The organism is Pseudomonas sp. R9.37 (assembly GCF_963878885.1).
Classification (GTDB): domain Bacteria; phylum Pseudomonadota; class Gammaproteobacteria; order Pseudomonadales; family Pseudomonadaceae; genus Aquipseudomonas.
In genome coordinates this window covers 510,465-526,052 of record NZ_CAWNZA010000043.1, presented here as the reverse complement: position 1 = coordinate 526,052, position 15,588 = coordinate 510,465, and the positions used below count along the sequence as shown (strand labels likewise).

The 15,588-nt window shown below is 60.3% G+C and carries 15 protein-coding genes; 6 read left to right on the top strand and 9 right to left on the bottom strand.

The genetic code is table 11. The features are described 5' to 3' along the window. Positions 1 to 72: 72 nt before the first annotated feature. The gene (locus AACU78_RS21375; protein ID WP_106577664.1) at positions 73 to 1,017 is read right to left on the bottom strand and encodes a DnaJ C-terminal domain-containing protein; all 945 of its coding nucleotides are present in this window, start codon (positions 1,015 to 1,017) and stop codon (positions 73 to 75) included. Between the two features lie 238 nt (positions 1,018 to 1,255). Here AACU78_RS21375 and AACU78_RS21370 point away from each other — a divergent pair, with 238 nt between their 5' ends. Continuing rightward, positions 1,256 to 2,524 carry an Hsp70 family protein gene (locus tag AACU78_RS21370; RefSeq protein ID WP_012721959.1) on the top strand — a complete coding sequence of 423 codons (1,269 nt, stop codon included), beginning with the start codon at positions 1,256 to 1,258 and terminating at the stop codon, positions 2,522 to 2,524. A 147-nt stretch (positions 2,525 to 2,671) separates the two neighbouring features. Here AACU78_RS21370 and AACU78_RS21365 read toward each other — a convergent pair whose 3' ends face one another. From AACU78_RS21365 to AACU78_RS21350, 4 genes are all read right to left on the bottom strand, one after another. After that, positions 2,672 to 3,250, bottom strand: coding sequence for a hypothetical protein (locus tag AACU78_RS21365; protein WP_106577663.1), 579 nt, complete (start codon positions 3,248 to 3,250; stop codon positions 2,672 to 2,674). A 43-nt stretch (positions 3,251 to 3,293) separates the two neighbouring features. Further along, entirely contained in the window at positions 3,294 to 4,307 is a 1,014-nt protein-coding gene (locus AACU78_RS21360) for an AI-2E family transporter (RefSeq protein ID WP_106577662.1), read from the bottom strand. A gap of 205 nt (positions 4,308 to 4,512) precedes the next feature. Continuing rightward, on the bottom strand, positions 4,513 to 4,824 hold the full coding sequence (locus AACU78_RS21355) for a PsiF family protein (protein ID WP_106577661.1): 312 nt from the start codon (positions 4,822 to 4,824) through the stop codon (positions 4,513 to 4,515). 72 nt (positions 4,825 to 4,896) lie between these two features. After that, a complete protein-coding gene (locus AACU78_RS21350) occupies positions 4,897 to 5,685 on the bottom strand; it encodes an AraC family transcriptional regulator (RefSeq protein ID WP_106577767.1) in 789 nt (262 codons plus the stop codon). Between the two features lie 97 nt (positions 5,686 to 5,782). Here AACU78_RS21350 and AACU78_RS21345 point away from each other — a divergent pair, with 97 nt between their 5' ends. After that, complete coding sequence (locus AACU78_RS21345) at positions 5,783 to 6,670, top strand: DMT family transporter (protein WP_106577660.1); 888 nt, start codon at positions 5,783 to 5,785, stop codon at positions 6,668 to 6,670. Between the two features lie 113 nt (positions 6,671 to 6,783). Here the strand turns inward: AACU78_RS21345 and AACU78_RS21340 are convergent, their stop codons facing one another. Both AACU78_RS21340 and AACU78_RS21335 read right to left on the bottom strand, forming a co-directional pair. Next, complete coding sequence (locus tag AACU78_RS21340) at positions 6,784 to 7,674, bottom strand: esterase/lipase family protein (protein WP_106577659.1); 891 nt, start codon at positions 7,672 to 7,674, stop codon at positions 6,784 to 6,786. Between the two features lie 78 nt (positions 7,675 to 7,752). Beyond that, entirely contained in the window at positions 7,753 to 8,394 is a 642-nt protein-coding gene (locus AACU78_RS21335) for an FMN-dependent NADH-azoreductase (protein ID WP_106577658.1), read from the bottom strand. Between the two features lie 126 nt (positions 8,395 to 8,520). On the opposite strand from AACU78_RS21335, the gene AACU78_RS21330 reads away from it, so the two are divergent. Both AACU78_RS21330 and AACU78_RS21325 read left to right on the top strand, forming a co-directional pair. Further along, complete coding sequence (locus AACU78_RS21330) at positions 8,521 to 9,432, top strand: LysR substrate-binding domain-containing protein (protein WP_177410088.1); 912 nt, start codon at positions 8,521 to 8,523, stop codon at positions 9,430 to 9,432. Between the two features lie 98 nt (positions 9,433 to 9,530). Then, the gene (locus tag AACU78_RS21325; protein ID WP_106577657.1) at positions 9,531 to 10,061 is read left to right on the top strand and encodes a ferritin-like domain-containing protein; all 531 of its coding nucleotides are present in this window, start codon (positions 9,531 to 9,533) and stop codon (positions 10,059 to 10,061) included. Positions 10,062 to 11,326: 1,265 nt separating this feature from the next. On the opposite strand, the gene AACU78_RS21320 is transcribed toward AACU78_RS21325, so the two are convergent. Beyond that, positions 11,327 to 13,393: an AsmA family protein gene (locus AACU78_RS21320; protein WP_106577656.1), complete on the bottom strand. Its 2,067-nt coding sequence runs from the start codon at positions 13,391 to 13,393 to the stop codon at positions 11,327 to 11,329. Positions 13,394 to 13,761: 368 nt separating this feature from the next. On the opposite strand from AACU78_RS21320, the gene AACU78_RS21315 reads away from it, so the two are divergent. Together AACU78_RS21315 and AACU78_RS21310 are read left to right on the top strand one after the other, a co-directional pair. Beyond that, the gene (locus AACU78_RS21315; RefSeq protein WP_106577655.1) at positions 13,762 to 14,133 is read left to right on the top strand and encodes a hypothetical protein; all 372 of its coding nucleotides are present in this window, start codon (positions 13,762 to 13,764) and stop codon (positions 14,131 to 14,133) included. 151 nt (positions 14,134 to 14,284) lie between these two features. After that, positions 14,285 to 14,917 (top strand): TetR family transcriptional regulator, encoded by a 633-nt coding sequence (locus AACU78_RS21310; RefSeq protein WP_053254084.1) that lies wholly within the window; start codon positions 14,285 to 14,287, stop codon positions 14,915 to 14,917. Between the two features lie 5 nt (positions 14,918 to 14,922). Here the strand turns inward: AACU78_RS21310 and AACU78_RS21305 are convergent, their stop codons facing one another. Continuing rightward, positions 14,923 to 15,393: a C40 family peptidase gene (locus tag AACU78_RS21305; protein WP_106577654.1), complete on the bottom strand. Its 471-nt coding sequence runs from the start codon at positions 15,391 to 15,393 to the stop codon at positions 14,923 to 14,925. Positions 15,394 to 15,588: the final 195 nt, after the last annotated feature.

Here is a 15,588-nt window from a genome sequence, read left to right as displayed (position 1 = left end):
CCGCCATTGGCTGGGCCTATCTATGCAGTGCTGCCCTGCAGTGCTCGGCGCCTGGACGCGAGCGGCCTGGCGTCAGCTGTTCCAGTTTTCTCGCGGATCGAACGCGGCTTTTTTCGCCAGCTCCTGCCACAACGCCTTGACTTCATCGTCGCTGGTTTTCGGCATCACGGCCTTGAGCTGCACGAACAGGTAACCGCGCTGCCCGGCCTTGTTCAGCAGGCCATGACCTTTGGCGCGCATGCGTTGGCCGTTCTGGCTGCCGGCCGGCACCTTGAGGTTGATCTTGCCGGTGAGGGTCGGCACGGCCACTTCTGCGCCCAAGGCCAATTCCCATGGCGCCAGGGGCAGGTTGATGATCAGGTTTTCGCCGTCCACTTCAAACCGTGGGTGCGGCGCAAACTTGATGATCAGGTACAGATCGCCATTGGCGCCACCGCCAATGCCCGGCGCACCCTGGCCCTTGAGGCGGATACGCTCGCCGTCGGCCACGCCGGCGGGGATTTTCACGTTCAGGCTCTTGGTGGTGTTGCTGACGTGACGACCCGAGGCGTCGTATTGCGGCACCTGGAAGCTGATCTGCTTGGACTCGGTGGACAGCGTCTCTTCAAGGAATACTGACAGCTGCATTTCCACGTCCTGGCCCTTGCGCCCGGTTGGACGACGCTGACCGCCGCCAAACGCGTCGCCGCGCGAGCCGAAGATCGAACTGAAGAAGTCCGAAAAGTCGCCCGCGTCCTGGCCGCCGCCAAAGCCGCCACGGCTCTGCCAGCCCGGTGGCCCCTGGAACGGCTGGCCATGTTGGCCATATTTGCGCAGCTCGTCGTATTCCGCGCGCTTATCGGCGCTTTTAAGCGCTTCATAGGCTTCGGACGCGTCCTTGAATTTCTCTTCGGCGTCTTTTTCCTTGCTCACGTCTGGGTGATATTTGCGTGCGAGCTTGCGATAGGCGGCCTTGATTTCCTTGTCATCGGCGCTCGGCTCGACACCCAGAATCTTGTAGTAGTCTTTGAAATCCATCGGCGGTTCACCATCCTTAATCGAGATCGCACAGCCCGGGGCACAACGTGCGCTGCATTGCGCCTGTTGAGTGATGTGGCCTGGGGGTGCGTCAAAGTGTTATCGGCGCTAGCCGTATGCAACAGATGTGGGGGCAAATCCTGCACTTTCAAGCACGATTTAACGGATGGTCGGCCTACGCATCCGTGCCCGACTGGCATACACTGCGCGGCCGTTTTTCAACCGGAACCCGATAGACATGAAAAACCCATCCCCAGCCCGTGCCTGCGGTATCGACTTCGGCACGTCCAACTCCACCGTCGGCTGGATCCGCCCCGGCATGGAAACGCTTATTGCGCTGGAGGACGACAAGATCACGTTGCCGTCGGTGGTGTTCTTCAACTTCGAGGAGCGCCGCCCGGTGTACGGTCGCCTAGCCCTTCACGAGTACCTGGAAAACTACGAAGGCCGGCTGATGCGCTCGCTCAAGAGCCTGCTGGGTTCCAAGCTGATCAAGCACGACACCAGCGTACTCGGCACGGCAATGCCGTTCACCGACCTGCTGGCGCTGTTTATCGGCCAGCTCAAGAGCCGCGCCGAAGCCAACGCCGGCCGTGAATTCGAAGAAGTGGTACTGGGCCGCCCGGTGTTTTTCGTCGATGACGACCCGATGGCCGACCAGGAAGCGGAAAACACCCTGGTCGATGTCGCCCGCAAAATCGGTTTCAAGGACATTTCCTTCCAGTACGAACCGATTGCAGCAGCGTTCGACTACGAGTCCACCATTGAGAAGGAAGAGTTGGTACTGATCGTCGACATCGGCGGTGGTACGTCCGACTTCTCGCTGGTGCGCCTGTCACCGGATCGCCGCCACAATGACAACCGTCACGACGACATCCTTGCCACCGGCGGCGTGCACATCGGCGGTACCGACTTCGACAAACAGCTCAGCCTGCAAGGCATGATGCCGCTGTTCGGCTACGGCAGCCGCATGAAAAGCGGCGCCTACATGCCCACCAGCCACCACATGAACCTGGCCACCTGGCACACCATCAACTCGGTGTATTCGCAAAAATCCCAGCTGGCCCTGGGCAGCATGCGCTACGACATCGAAGACACCGGCGGCATCGACCGCCTGTTCAAGCTGATCGAACAGCGCGCCGGGCACTGGCTGGCCATGGAAGTGGAAGAAACCAAGATCCAGCTGACCCACGAGGACAGCCGCCACGTACTGCTCGACCGGGTTGAGCCGGGGTTGAGCGTGGAGCTGAGCCGCGCGCTGTTCGAGTCGGCCATCGATGGCTTGCTCGAGCGCGTGCGCAACAGTGTCACGCAGCTGCTGACCGATGCGTCGGTCAGTGTGGCGCAAGTGGACACGGTGTTCTTTACCGGGGGCTCCAGCGGCATTCCGGCACTGCGCCACAGCATTTCGGCGATGTTGCCGAATGCGCGGCACGTGGAAGGCAATATCTTCGGCAGTATCGGCAGCGGTTTGGCGATTGAGGCCAGCAAGCGTTACGGCAGCTGACCGGCCCCGATTTCACTCACACAGCAAATCCAAAATGTGGGAGCGGGTTTGCTCGCGAAGGCGGTGCTTCAGTACCAGAGGTGCTGACTGACACACCGCTTTCGCGAGCAAGCCCGCTCCCACATTTTTTTGAACGGTGAAGACCGCCTAGTGGTGATAAACCGTCCACACCCCAATCAGTATCAGGCCCCACACCACCGCGCCCGGCACGATCACCAGGTAGTTCCACAGGTTAAAGCGAGCGTTGCTCTGCCCTTCCGGGTCCCCTGCCGCGAAATTGACCAGGCCCTGGGCGTGTTGAAGGATGTAGGCACACAGCGGAACGGCCAGGAGCATCAGCGGCTTATAGGCAAACCAGGGCTGGAAACGGTCAGCGGCCATTTCGAAAAGCCGGGCGCCTACCGTCACCACCACGAACACCGTCGCCCATTGCTCAAAGTCAAAATCGAACTTTCGGCCGCTGCGGGCCACGCGATCAGCGGCCCGGCGATAGAGCTGGTGGATAAAGAAAATAAAAAAAATGGCGCGCGCCAACGGCGAGATGTCCACCTGATTGGCCTTTTTGTACAAACTCCAGTTTTTATACGACCAGATGTAGGTGTACAGCCCAAAGCTGAGGACGCTCAACACCAGCAGCTTGGTTTTGGAAATGACGTAAAACTCTGAAGTCGTCTTTACCGTCTCGGTCAGCTCCGCCGCTGGCGGAGCGTAGATATTGTCGCTCACTGCTTGCTTCCCCTTAATTCCCTTTAAAGTTCAAGTGAGTGCGTTAAACCATTCCGGCGAGCTTCAGCTCACTCTTCAAGTACGCATAGTAAATCGGCCCCGCCACCACGCCCGGCAGGCCGAATGCGGCTTCGAATACCAGCATCGCCAGCAACAATTCCCACGACTTGGCGCTGATCTGCCCGCCAACGATACGCGCGTTGAGGAAGTACTCGACCTTGTGGATCACGATCAAATACCCCAGCGCCGCCACTGCGACCCAAATCGACAGCGACAACGCGACGATGGTGATCAGCGTATTGGAGATCAGGTTGCCGATCACCGGCAGCAGGCCGACCAGGAAGGTCAGCACGATCAGGGTCTTGGTCAGCGGCAGGTGAATCCCGCACAGCGGCAGCACGATCCCGAGGAAGATCGCAGTGAACAGGGTGTTGAGCGCGGCGATCTTGATCTGGGCGAAGACGATGTTGCGAAACGCCTGGACCAGCAGGTGCAGGCGGTCGAACAAGGCGGCGGCCAGCGGTTTGCGCTTGGTCAGGTCGGGCACGCGCTGCAGGGCAATGATCGCGCCCAGCACCATGCCGATGAGCAGGGTGACGAACATGTGGGCAGCGTCTTTGCCGACCAGTTGCAGTTCGCTCAGGTGCTTGCTCAGCCAGTCGCCGATGGCCACGCGAAACTCGGCGGCGCTGGCGGGCAGGTAGGCGTCGAAAAACGGCGGCAGCTGGCCGCGCGCGCGATCGACCACGCCCATGAATTTGTCGAGGGAAGCCCCGGGATTTTCCGCTTCGTGGAGCAGGAAACTGATGGCGCCGGCAAAGATCAGGGCCAGCACGCTGACGATCAAGGTGCCGAGCAACGCCACAGCGAGCCAGCGCGCGCGCCGACCTTCGATCAGCCGCTGCAACTGCGGGGTGAGCATGTTGACCAGTTCATAAACCAACAGGCCGGCCAGCAGGCTGGGCAGCAGCTTAAGCGGCAGGACCAGCAATAATCCACCGAAAATGATGATGCAACTGACCAGCAACAACACGTGACGCTGAGAAAACGTTGGCATACAGCCTCAAAACGAACGGCGTTAAAGGATGGGCAGTCTGCCAGCCTTGAGGGAATCAAGCGAGAGGCCAGGGTGTGAATGCGATCAACTGTGGAGCTGGCTTGCCCGCGATAGCATCACCTCGGTTTGCCTGATACACCGAGGTGTCTGCATCGCGGGCAAGCCCGGCTCCCGCACCTGAACGCCAGCGGGCGCGAAAGCGTGATCAGCTACCCTTGAGGCAAGTGCTCATAAAGGTCTTGCGTGCATCGCCGGTCAACGCCTTGGTTTTCGCCGTGGCATTGCAGTCTTTCATCTTCTGCTGCTGGGGCGTCAGGGTCTTGGCGTCGTTGGCTGCCGGAGCGGCCTTGAGGCACGTGCTCATGAATGTTTTGCGCTCGTCGCCCGTCTTGCCTTTGGCTTCGGCGTTGCAGGTGGTCATTTTTTGTTGCTGGGCGGTCTGTGCGGCGGTGGCGGCAAACCCTTGGGAACACAGCAGCAGGCCCATCATCAACAGCGGAATACGCAGCATCTTCATGGAGTTTTCTCCCTGTTACCGTGCCGGGGGGGCACGGCCTACGCAGGAGTGTAGTCAAAGCCCGTTACATCTTCACCGACCGCGAATATTAGTTCGACGATACTGCTCCGGTGTGCAGCCGGCGTGGCGCTGGAACATCGCGATGAACGCCGAGGCGGTGCTGTAACCCAGGTCAAATGCCACGTGTTGCACGCTGCGCTCGCTGTCGAGAGCTTCGATGGCGGCGAGGTAGCGCAGGCGCTGGCGCCATTCGCCAAAGCTCATGCCCAACTCCCGCACAAATTGCCGCGCCAGGGTGCGTTCGCTCACATGCACCTGCTCGGCCCAGTGCGCCAACGGGCGGTTGTCCCCGGGCGCGGCCTGCATGCCTTCAAGCACACCGAGCAGGCCGGGGTGACGCGCGTAGGGCAGGAAGCAATCGTGAATCGGCGCTTGTTTGAGTTGGTCCACCAGCACCTGGGCCAAACGGATATCGGCTTCGGTCTGCGGGATATTGACGTCACGCTGGGCAAAGTCGCTGAGGATGGCTTTGAGAATCTCGCTGATCGCCAGGGTGCACGGCGCCTGCGGCAATTGCTCGCAGAGTTCCTGGGCCAGGCCTACCGAACGATAGACAATCGCCTGGGCGTTGTAGGAGCTGTGCTCGGTGTTCGGCGGGATCCACACCGCGTACTGCGGCGGCGACATAAAGCGGCTGCCGGCCACTTCCATGCGCATCACGCCGTTGGCCGAATAGTCCAGCGAACCCCAGAAATGCCGGTGCGGGGTGCACTCGGTGTCGGGGGCGAAATCGGAGTAACGAAAGTAGACCGGGCTCGGCAGGCTGTGGAAATCCGCGAGGCGTACGGTGTGTCTGGCCATGTTGTCTGGATACAAAGGTCGGTTGTCTGGATCGCAGTATAGGCTTCGATCCAGACAGGGGATAATCCCGCCTCATCAACACACCTGGTTCCTTTCAATGCAATACGCGTATCCCCTGCTGGCCATCTTCATTTGGGCCGGTAATACCGTGGTCAACAAACTGGCCGTGGGCACCCTCTTCCCGGCAGAAATCGGCTTTTACCGCTGGTTGCTGGCGGCGCTGCTGTTTACCCCGTTCATGCTCAAGCCGGTGATCGCCAACTGGACGCTGATTCGCCCGAACCTGGGCAAGATCTTCATCCTCGGCGTATTGGGCATGGCGGTGTATCAAAGCCTGGCCTACTACGCCGCGGCCCTGACCTCGGCGACCAACATGGGCATCATCCTCTCGCTGATGCCGTTGATGGCATTGACCGCCGCCATTATCAGCCTCGGCCAGCGCCTGACCTTCGGCGCGCTGACCGGTGCGGTACTGTCGTTTGCCGGCGTGGTGGTGGTGGTGTCGGCCGGCAGTCTGGGCGCGTTGCTGCAACACGGGCTCAACCTGGGCGACGCCATGATGCTGATCGCCACCCTGGCCTATGCGGTTTACAGCACGCTGCTGAAAAAATGGCAGTTGCGCCTGCCGCCCCTGGTGTTGCTGTATTTGCAGGTGCTGGTGGCGGTGGTGGTGCTGTTTCCATTGTTCCTGTTCTCGAACAAGGCTGGCCTGGGCTGGGCGAATATTCCGCTGGTGCTGTATGCCTGCCTGCTCGCCTCGATGCTCGCGCCGTTGGCGTGGATGCATTCGGTGAAGACCTTGGGGCCAAGCCGCACCACGCTGTTTTTCAATCTGTTGCCGTTGATTACCGCGCTGATTGCGGCGGTGGTGCTTAAAGAAGAGTTGGCGATGTACCACTTGGTGGGTGGATTGCTGACGTTGGGCGGGGTGATTTTGTCGGAGCGCTGGACCACGCCGGTGCGCCAAGAGGTCAGCGTCGCCTGATAGACCACTATCGCGGGCAAGCCCGGCTCCCACCGTTGACCGAGTTCCACATTTGGAATGTGATCGAATGTGGGAGCTGGCTTGCCTGCGATGAACGATAACGCGGTCCCCTGCTAAACCCCGGCAGCCTTCAACCGCTGCGCATGTTCAACAAACAACCGAATCGGCTCCGCCCCCTTGCCCACCAGCCCCATCGACTGGTTGACGATATCAAAGTGGTCCAGCGGGTAGTCATCGCCAATCACCAGCCCCAGGTGTGAACTGTAGCGCCCGACCATGCCGTCGCACTGGCCTTTTTCGCGCACAAAGCTGCGCGCAAACAACCGACAACTGCGGTGAGTGCCGTCCAGCAGGTTACGCCCGCGATCGGTCTTGCCCGGCTGCAAGGTGCCGGACCACGAGTAATAACGCACGCCGTTGACCACCTCGGCGCCCTGCCCGCCCCATGTTGACGGCAAACCCTGGGGGAACTGACGGTTGAACAGCGCCACGCCTTCGCAGGTCAGGGACTGGTGCGAGGCCTGCACATCCACCTTGAAGCGCGGCCCGCGATAGCCGGTCTCAAGCACGCCCATCACCCAGGCAGCCAAATGCAGCACCGCGCTTACGAGCCGGCCCTTCCAATGGTCTGCGGGGTAATGAACCTGGAAGTGGTCTGCCAATTCCGAGCCATGGTTAGGCCCGGCCACCGATGTCACCGACGCCACCCATTCTGGACGCCTGGCCGCCGCGTAACGTGCCGTCAGCGAGCCCTGGCTGTGCCCGATCAGGTTGACCTTTTCGGCACCTGTTTGCCGGCGAATGCGCTCCATCTGGGCCAGCAACTGCTCGCCGCGCACCTCACTGGCATTGAGCGGTGCCACCTGCACCGGGAACACCTGCGCGCCGCCCGCCCGCAACGCCGGGACAATGCCGTACCAGTAGGGGAACAGCCCCAGGCGCACAAAACCCAGCATGCCGGGCACCAACACAAGCGGGTAACGCGTGGCGAGGGATTCGTCCATGCAGCGGATATCCTGATCGGGAAGACGATACGGTCATCCTAGACCACGCGAGATGACCGCCCCGTGACCGCCAGCGCTTTAGAAATGCCCCGCCAGGTCGTGCAGCTGGCGCTCGGCTTCCTCACAGGCACGCAGGAACACGCTTTTGTCCGACTCTTCACCTTCGGCAGCGATCACCCGAATGTCATCGATGCCGATGTAACCCAGCGCCGTGCGCAGGTGCGGGTCGGCGTGGTTCATCGCCTCGTTTTCGCCACCGGGGCCAAACCCGTTGCCGCCGCGGCTGGTGATGATCAGTGCGCGCTTGCCCTTGAGCAACGGCTGGTAGTGCGCGATGCCCTGGCTGTCGTGACTGATGTCGAAGGTCAGCCCCATGCGCACGATTTGATCGATCCAGGCCTTGAGGCCGCTGGGTACACCGAAGTTGTACAGCGGCATGGAAATCACCAGCCGCTCATGTTCAATCAGCTCGCCGACCAGCTCGTCACTCAGTTGCAGGTCGGCCTTCATCACCTTCGGCAGGGACTGCGGCTCGGGGTAGAAATTTGCCGCGACGAACGCCTCGGTGACATGCGCAATGAAAGCCCGACCGACTTCGCGCCGGGTGATCTGTGCATCAGGGTTGGCCGCCTGCCAGGCATCGAGAAACGATTCGGCCAAGCGCCGGGAGTGAGAACGTTCGCCACGCGGGCTGGCGTGGACCACTAGTATTTTTTTCATCTGTTAAAACCTTCACAGGGTAGACTCGGGCAATCGGTATAACTGCCGCTCTTGCTCGCAAATCTAGAGCCGGGCGCGCTGACCGACAAATGAGCAATAGTTAATCCAGATGAATTCATCTCATTCATGGAGCCCCTGATGTTTGCCTCGCTGCCCCTTACTGCCCTGCGCACCTTTGAATCAGCCTCGCGCCTGTTGAGCTTCAAGGCTGCTGCCCAGGAACTGTCAGTCACACCCACGGCGGTGTCCCACCAGATCCGCGCATTGGAAACCTGGCTGGGCGTGCGATTGTTCGAACGCCTGCCGCGGCAGGTGCGCCTGACCGAAGGCGGCGAGCGCTTGTTTCACAGCGTGCACGGCGCCCTGCTGGACGTGGCGCAAAGCGTCGACAGCCTGCGCCCGCAGCGCAGCGCCGGCCATCTCACGGTGTCCACTACGCCGGCGTTTGCAGCCCTGTGGCTGGTGCCTCGACTGGGACGCTTCTACACCGCCCACCCGGATATCAATTTGCGCCTGGACACCCAGTGCGAGGTGGTCGACCTGCAGCAGGACGCCAGCATCGATCTGGTGATTCGCTACAGCATCGGCGATTACCCGAACCTCTACGGCCAGTGCCTGTTCGATGAGTGCTTTGCGGTGTATGGCGCGCCTGACGTGGTCGCGCGGGCCAGCGCGCAAGTGCCGACGCTGATCAGCGTGCGCTGGCACAATTCCCGGCTCTATGCCCTCGGCTGGCAAGCCTGGTGCGAAAAGGCCGGCGAGACTTGGCTGAACCACGCACTGCCTTTGCGCGAATACGACGAAGAGCATTACGCGCTGCAAGCGGCGATCGCCGGCCAGGGCTTGGTGCTGGCAAGCAATATTCTGGTGTCGGAAAGCGTCGCCACCGGCTTACTGGTGCCCTACCGGCCGCAGATCAGCGTGCAAGGGGCCGGTTACAGTGCGCTTTGCGTGCCGGGCCGTGAACGGCATCCGCCGGTGCGCGCGTTTTTCCAGTGGGTACAGGCGCAAGCGAAGCTGTCCGGTCAGGCACTTTAAAATCCGATAAAACTTTTTGCGTCGCGCAGCACTCACAACCTGGAGCGATCACGCCGGCAGAGCGTGGCGTAAAACCGGATTAGCACCAGGAGATTGAGATGACTGAAGCACATTTGACTGACGTTGCGACCCTGCGCTCACGCGCCCGCCAGAACGTCGAAAACGGCGCCGTCACCGAAGGCTACGACGCTGACCGCGAAGAAATCATTCGCCTGCTCAACGCGTCGCTGGCTACAGAGCTGGTGTGCGTGCTGCGCTACAAACGCCACTACTTCATGGCCACCGGCCTGAAAGCCAGCGTCGCGGCCGATGAGTTCCTGGAGCACGCCACCCAGGAAGCCGAGCACGCCGACAAACTGGCCGAGCGCATCGTGCAGCTGGGCGGCGAGCCGGAATTCAACCCCGACTTACTGTCGAAAAACTCCCACGCTCAATACGTGGCTGGCAACAACCTGAAGGAAATGGTCTACGAAGACCTGGTAGCCGAGCGCATTGCCGTGGACAGCTACCGCGAAATCATCCAGTACATCGGCGACAAAGACCCGACCACGCGTCGCATCTTTGAAGAAATCCTGGCCCAGGAAGAAGAACACGCCGACGACATGGCGGATATTCTGCAGGACCTGTAACCCGCCACACCGCTGAACCCTTGTGGGAGCGGGCTTGCTTGCGAAAGCGCAGTGTCAGTTGATGAAAGTGTCGACTGAACCACCGCTATCGCAGGCAAGCCAGCTCCCACATTTGGTTTTGGGTTGCGTCAGTTACTCTTTCACCGTTTTCGGCGCCTGACAGGGCGGATACTTTGAGAGCCCTGTATCCCGCCACACCGCTGACCCCTTGTGGGAGCGGGCTTGCTCGCGAAAGCGGTGGGCCAGTCAATGAAGATATTGACTCAGCCACCGCTATCGCAGGCAAGCCAGCTCCCACATTTGGTTTTGGGTTTCGTCAGTTACTTCTTCACCGTGTTCGGCGGCTGATCAGGGCGGATATTTTGTCAGTCCTGCCACCCGCCACACCGCTGAACACTTGTGGGAGCGGGCTTGCTCGCGAAAGCGAAGTGTCAGTTGATGAAGGTATCGACTGAACCACCGCTATCGCAGGCAAGCCAGCTCCCACATTTGGTTTTGGGTTTCGTCAGTTACTTCTTCACCGTGTTTGGCGGCTGATCAGGGCGGATATTTTGCCAGCCCAGTAACACGCCACACCGCTGAACCCCTGTGGGAGCGGGCTTGCCCGCGAAAGCGCAGTGTCAGTTGATGAAAGTATCGACTGATCCACCGCTATCGCAGGCAAGCCAGCTCCCACATTTGGTTTTGGGTTTCGTCAGTTACTTCTTCACCGTGTCCGGCGGCTGATCAGGGCGGATATTTTGCCAGCCCAGTAACCCGCCACACCGCTGAACCCCTGTGGGAGCGGGCTTGCTCGCGAAAGCGCAGTGTCAGTTGATGAAAGTATCGACTGATCCACCGCTATCGCAGGCAAGCCAGCTCCCACATTTGGTTTTGGGTTGCGCCAGTTACTTCTTCACCGTGTCCGGCGGCTGATCAGGGTGGATATTTTGTCAGTCCTGTAACACGCCACACCGCTGAACCCCTGTGGGAGCGGGCTTGCTCGCGAAAGCGCAGTGTCAGTTGATGAAAGTATCGACTGAACCACCGCCATCGCAGGCAAGCCAGCTCCCACATTTGGTTTTGGGTTGCGCCAGTTACTTCTTCACCGTGTCCGGCGGCTGATCAGGGCGGATACTTTGCCAGCCCTGCCATCCGCCACACCGCTGCCCCCCTGTGGGAGCGGGCTTGCTCGCGAAAGCGGTGGGCCAGCCAATAAAGATATCGACTCAGCCACCGCTATCGCAGGCAAGCCAGCTCCCACATTTGGTTTTGGCTTTCGTCAGTTACTTCACGGTTTTCGGTGCTTTGCCTTCCTTCATCTGCTGCAGCAACGGTGCGCACTGGTTCGGCTCATCGCCGCTCGGTGCTACCAATGCCAGCAACCCGGCGGCTGGGCCGGCGATGACGCCCAGCGCGACCATGCCGGCGCCGCGCAGGGCCAGAGGGATGGCTTTCACGCCCGCATTAGGCTTGATAAACGGCCCGTTGACGTACAGCGGCGAACGCAGGGAGAACAGCCGAAAGCCCTTGGACTCCGGCGTGATGGTGAGGTCCAGTTGTTCGGTCGCCATGTTCGCGGTGCCGTCGATGTAGATGATCGCGTTCTCGGTATCGAACACAAACAAACGCGTCGTGGCCAGGCCGGTCTTGATACCGAAGTCTGCCGCCGCGCAGTTGATCTTCACTTCCTTGTCGCCAAACAAGCGGCCCACCACGTAGTTGCCTACGTTGAGCCCGGCAATTTCCATCAGCCCACGGCTGATCGCGCCATCGTTGATGAGCATTTTCAGGTCGCCGTTGGACGTGCCCAGCAGCGCCGCCACGGAATTGCCGCGCCCGGAAATGTCCGCGTCGCCGTTGAGTTCACCGAAGCTGGTTTTCATTGGCTCGAAGGTTGGGAACAGCTGCTTGAGCTTGAAGTTACGCGCGGTGAGTTTGGCGCGACCCTCCATCGGCACGGTGCGGCCGTTCAAGCGAATCTGCGCATCCAGCTTGCCGCCGGCGACGCCGAAACGCAGGGGTTCCAGGCTGAGTTCGCCGTCATTGAGCACCAAGTGGGTGTAGAGATCGGTGAACGGCAATTCAGCGCTGTGCACGATGCGCTTGCCGGTGAACTCTACGTCGGCGTCCATCTCGCGCCAGCGCTCGGTGCGGAACTCTTCCACCGGCAGCACTTTGGTTGCCGGTTGCTTGCTTTCACCACCGCGGGCTTTTTGCTTGGCGTTGGAGTCGGCGCCGATCAAGGGCGCAAGGTCGGCCATCAGCAGTTGGTTGGAAACCAACGCGCCACTGAGTTTGGGCCGTGGCTGGCTGGCGACGTAAGCCAGGTTGCCATGGATGTCGCTGTCGCCGATCTTGCCGTTGAAGTTCTCGTAGCGGAATGACGCGCCGCTGGTTTCATGCAGTTTGGCGATCAGGTGGCCGTCAGTGGAATAGGCCGGCGAGTCTGGCAGCGTCACGCCGGTCAGTGGGTACAGATTGCCCAGGCTGCTGCCGGCGAGTTTCAGGCGCAGGTCCAGGGCGCCCAGGTTCAGCGGGTCGGTCAGCGTGCCGGCCAGCGCGATGCTGGTGTCGGCGATTTTCACCTGGGCCTGCAGCGGGAACGGCTTGGCGGCGTCCTGCAAGGCGAGCAGGCCGCCGATCTTGCCCGTGCCCTCGAGTTTCTGGCCGTGGTACTGGCCTTTGACCTTGAGGCCAAACGCGTAGTCCTGTGGCGCCGAACCTTTTTCCAGGGCCTTCTTGGCATCGGCGTCGCCGACGATCTCGCCGAAGGGAATCGGTTTACCCAGCGGGTCAATGATGACGTCCAACTGACTCTTGAGCGTCTGGTCGTCCAGGGTCACGTGGCCCTTGTCGAAGCCGATGGCACCGATGTCCACCACCCAGCTGGACGGCTCGGCGTTGGGGTCTTTGGGATCGAACTTGAAGGTCCAGTTGGCGCGACCGTCGGCCAGGCGCTGCAGGTCGGCACTCGGTTCGGTGAGGTCGATACGTGGAATCACCACACGCTGCGCCAGCAGCGCCAGCGGTGAAATGCGCAGTTCCACGCGTTTGAGCGTGACCATCTGCGGTTTTTTCGACCAGTCAGGGTTACCCAGCGTCAGGTCTTCGGCAATCACGTGCGGCCACGGCACCCAGGCACGCCAGCCGCCTTCGTCAGGCTCACGCGCCCACACCACCGCCAGGTTGCCATTGATGGCAAAGGGGCGATGCAGTTCTTCGGAGACCTTGGCATTGATCGGCGGTTTTATGCGGTTCCAGTCAAAGAACACCAGCACCAAGACCACCACGGCGATTAACAGAACGAAGCTGGCGCAGCTCCAAGCGACGATTTTACGAGTGCGCGTCATTGCACAGGACTCCTGGTTACGACTGAGGGTGCGCGTTGCCACGCACCTTTTGACTACAGCTTATAAGGCTACGACTGACAAATGGCGTGGGGGTTTAGCCCAAGTACGATTTCCGAGCAAAAAAAGCGATTCCTCCTACAGCTCGAATCGACCAAACCATCAACAATGCACCGGTGTTACCCATGAACGGGTCGAAAATACCCACCATGGTGCAAAACCGCGGGCTTGAGAGGCGCGTTCTAGAGCCTCTGATGGGAACAATCAATTCTGTTGATTATTACCATTGTGTTTATGAACTTTTATATCGACTTATCGAGAGTAGCATTAGCCCTGTACCCACTTTATCGCCCTCCTAAGGAGCAACCCTCATGAAACGCCAAATACTCGCTACTGTTCTGCTGTCTGTCCTGGCTTCCAGCGCCTTTGCCCTGCCAGCCACTGAACAAGCCACCCCACAGAACAAAGCTCAAGCCGTTCAATCCAGCCAAACCCTGGCTCGCAGCGGTTCGCAAGAAGACGAAAACCGTGACTACGCCAAAGGCGCCGTTGCAGAAAATGGTTCGGAACACGCCAACAAACGTGCTTACACCGAAGGTGTTGCTGAAGGTGGCCGTGATCGCCTGGAACAGAAAGGTCTGGTAGAAGGCGGTGCTGAACAAGCCAACAAACGCGCTTACACCGATGGCGTTGCCGAAGGCGGTGCTGATCGTCTGCAAGAACTGCATCAAGCACAGAGCTAAGCCCGTGGTGGCCGAGAAAAAAGCCCGATCAGCCGATCGGGCTTTTGCTTTTTGACAGACCGCCTCACGCCTCACTCCCGCCAAGTTCGACGCCGACGAAGCTGTTTTGCTAGAGTGCGTCGCTGTACTTGCCGACAAAGTCCGCCCGCCGATGCTGCCCCGCGCTGAACAGAAGCAACAGACCCGCCTCGCTTTGATGGACGCAGCCCGCCATCTGATGGAGTGTGGCCGCGGGTTTGGCAGCCTGAGCCTGCGCGAAGTGGCCAAGACCGCTGGCATTGTGCCGACCGGCTTCTATCGCCATTTTGACGACATGGATCAGCTGGGCCTGGTGCTGGTAAGTGAAGTCGGCCAAACCTTCCGCGCCACAATTCGCCTGGTACGCCACAACGAGTTCGTGATGGGCGGCATCATTGATGCGTCCGTGCGGATTTTTCTGGATGTAGTGTCGGCCAACCGATCGCAATTTCTGTTCCTGGCCCGCGAGCAATACGGCGGCTGCCTGGCCGTACGCCAAGCCATCGGCGCCTTGCGCGAAGACATCACCAGTGACCTGGCGGCTGACCTCACGCTGATGCCCAAGCTCCAGCACCTGGATGCCGAAGGCCTGCACGTGATGGCCGACCTGATCGTCAAAAGTGTATTCGCCACCCTGCCCGACATTATCGACCCGCCGGCCCAGGCCCTGCCTGCCCACCTCACGCCCCAGGCGAAAATCACCCAGCAATTGCGCTTTATCTTCATCGGCCTCAAGCATTGGCAAGGCCTGGGCAGCACCGAGTAAGCCGATCAGCCCGCCGCGTGAAAGCGTTTGGCAGTGGTGTAGTGCTTTTTCCAATAGCGGCTGCTCAACGAATCGATGCGCACGCGTTTGCCGGTGCTGGGCGAATGGATAAATTTGCCTTTGCCCACATACAGGCCGACATGGCTGATCTGCCCACTGCCATTGCCCTTGAAAAACACCGCATCGCCCGGCTTGAGCGCGGCTCTCTGAACCGTCGCGGCGCTTGATCGGTGCATCTGCGTTGTAGTGCGCGGCAGGCGGATATTGGCTTCGGTCTTGAACAGATAGACCAGCAGGCCGCTGCAATCGAACCCTTGGCCGACGCTGTTGCCGCTGCCGTTATAGGGTGTGCCGAGCAACGCATGGGCGCGGTCGATAACACGCGTGATCGGCGCGCCAGGCAGCGCATTGGCCGCAACCGACCCCGCGGCGCACCACAGACTGAAAATGACCAGACACGTAAAGCCTTTGAACATGATCGACGCCGCGGTGAATTAAGGACGGCGAATATCCTAATGAAACGGCCCGTAGGTGCTTGAACGCCCTATCCGGCGTTCGTGTAGGTCAATTCCTGGAAAATTCCAGCACGAATCAGATGAAAGAAATTTCATGCAGCGCGCTACGGATCTCAACGCAAAACGCCCACATCCGGTGCTATAAATCCTGTCACG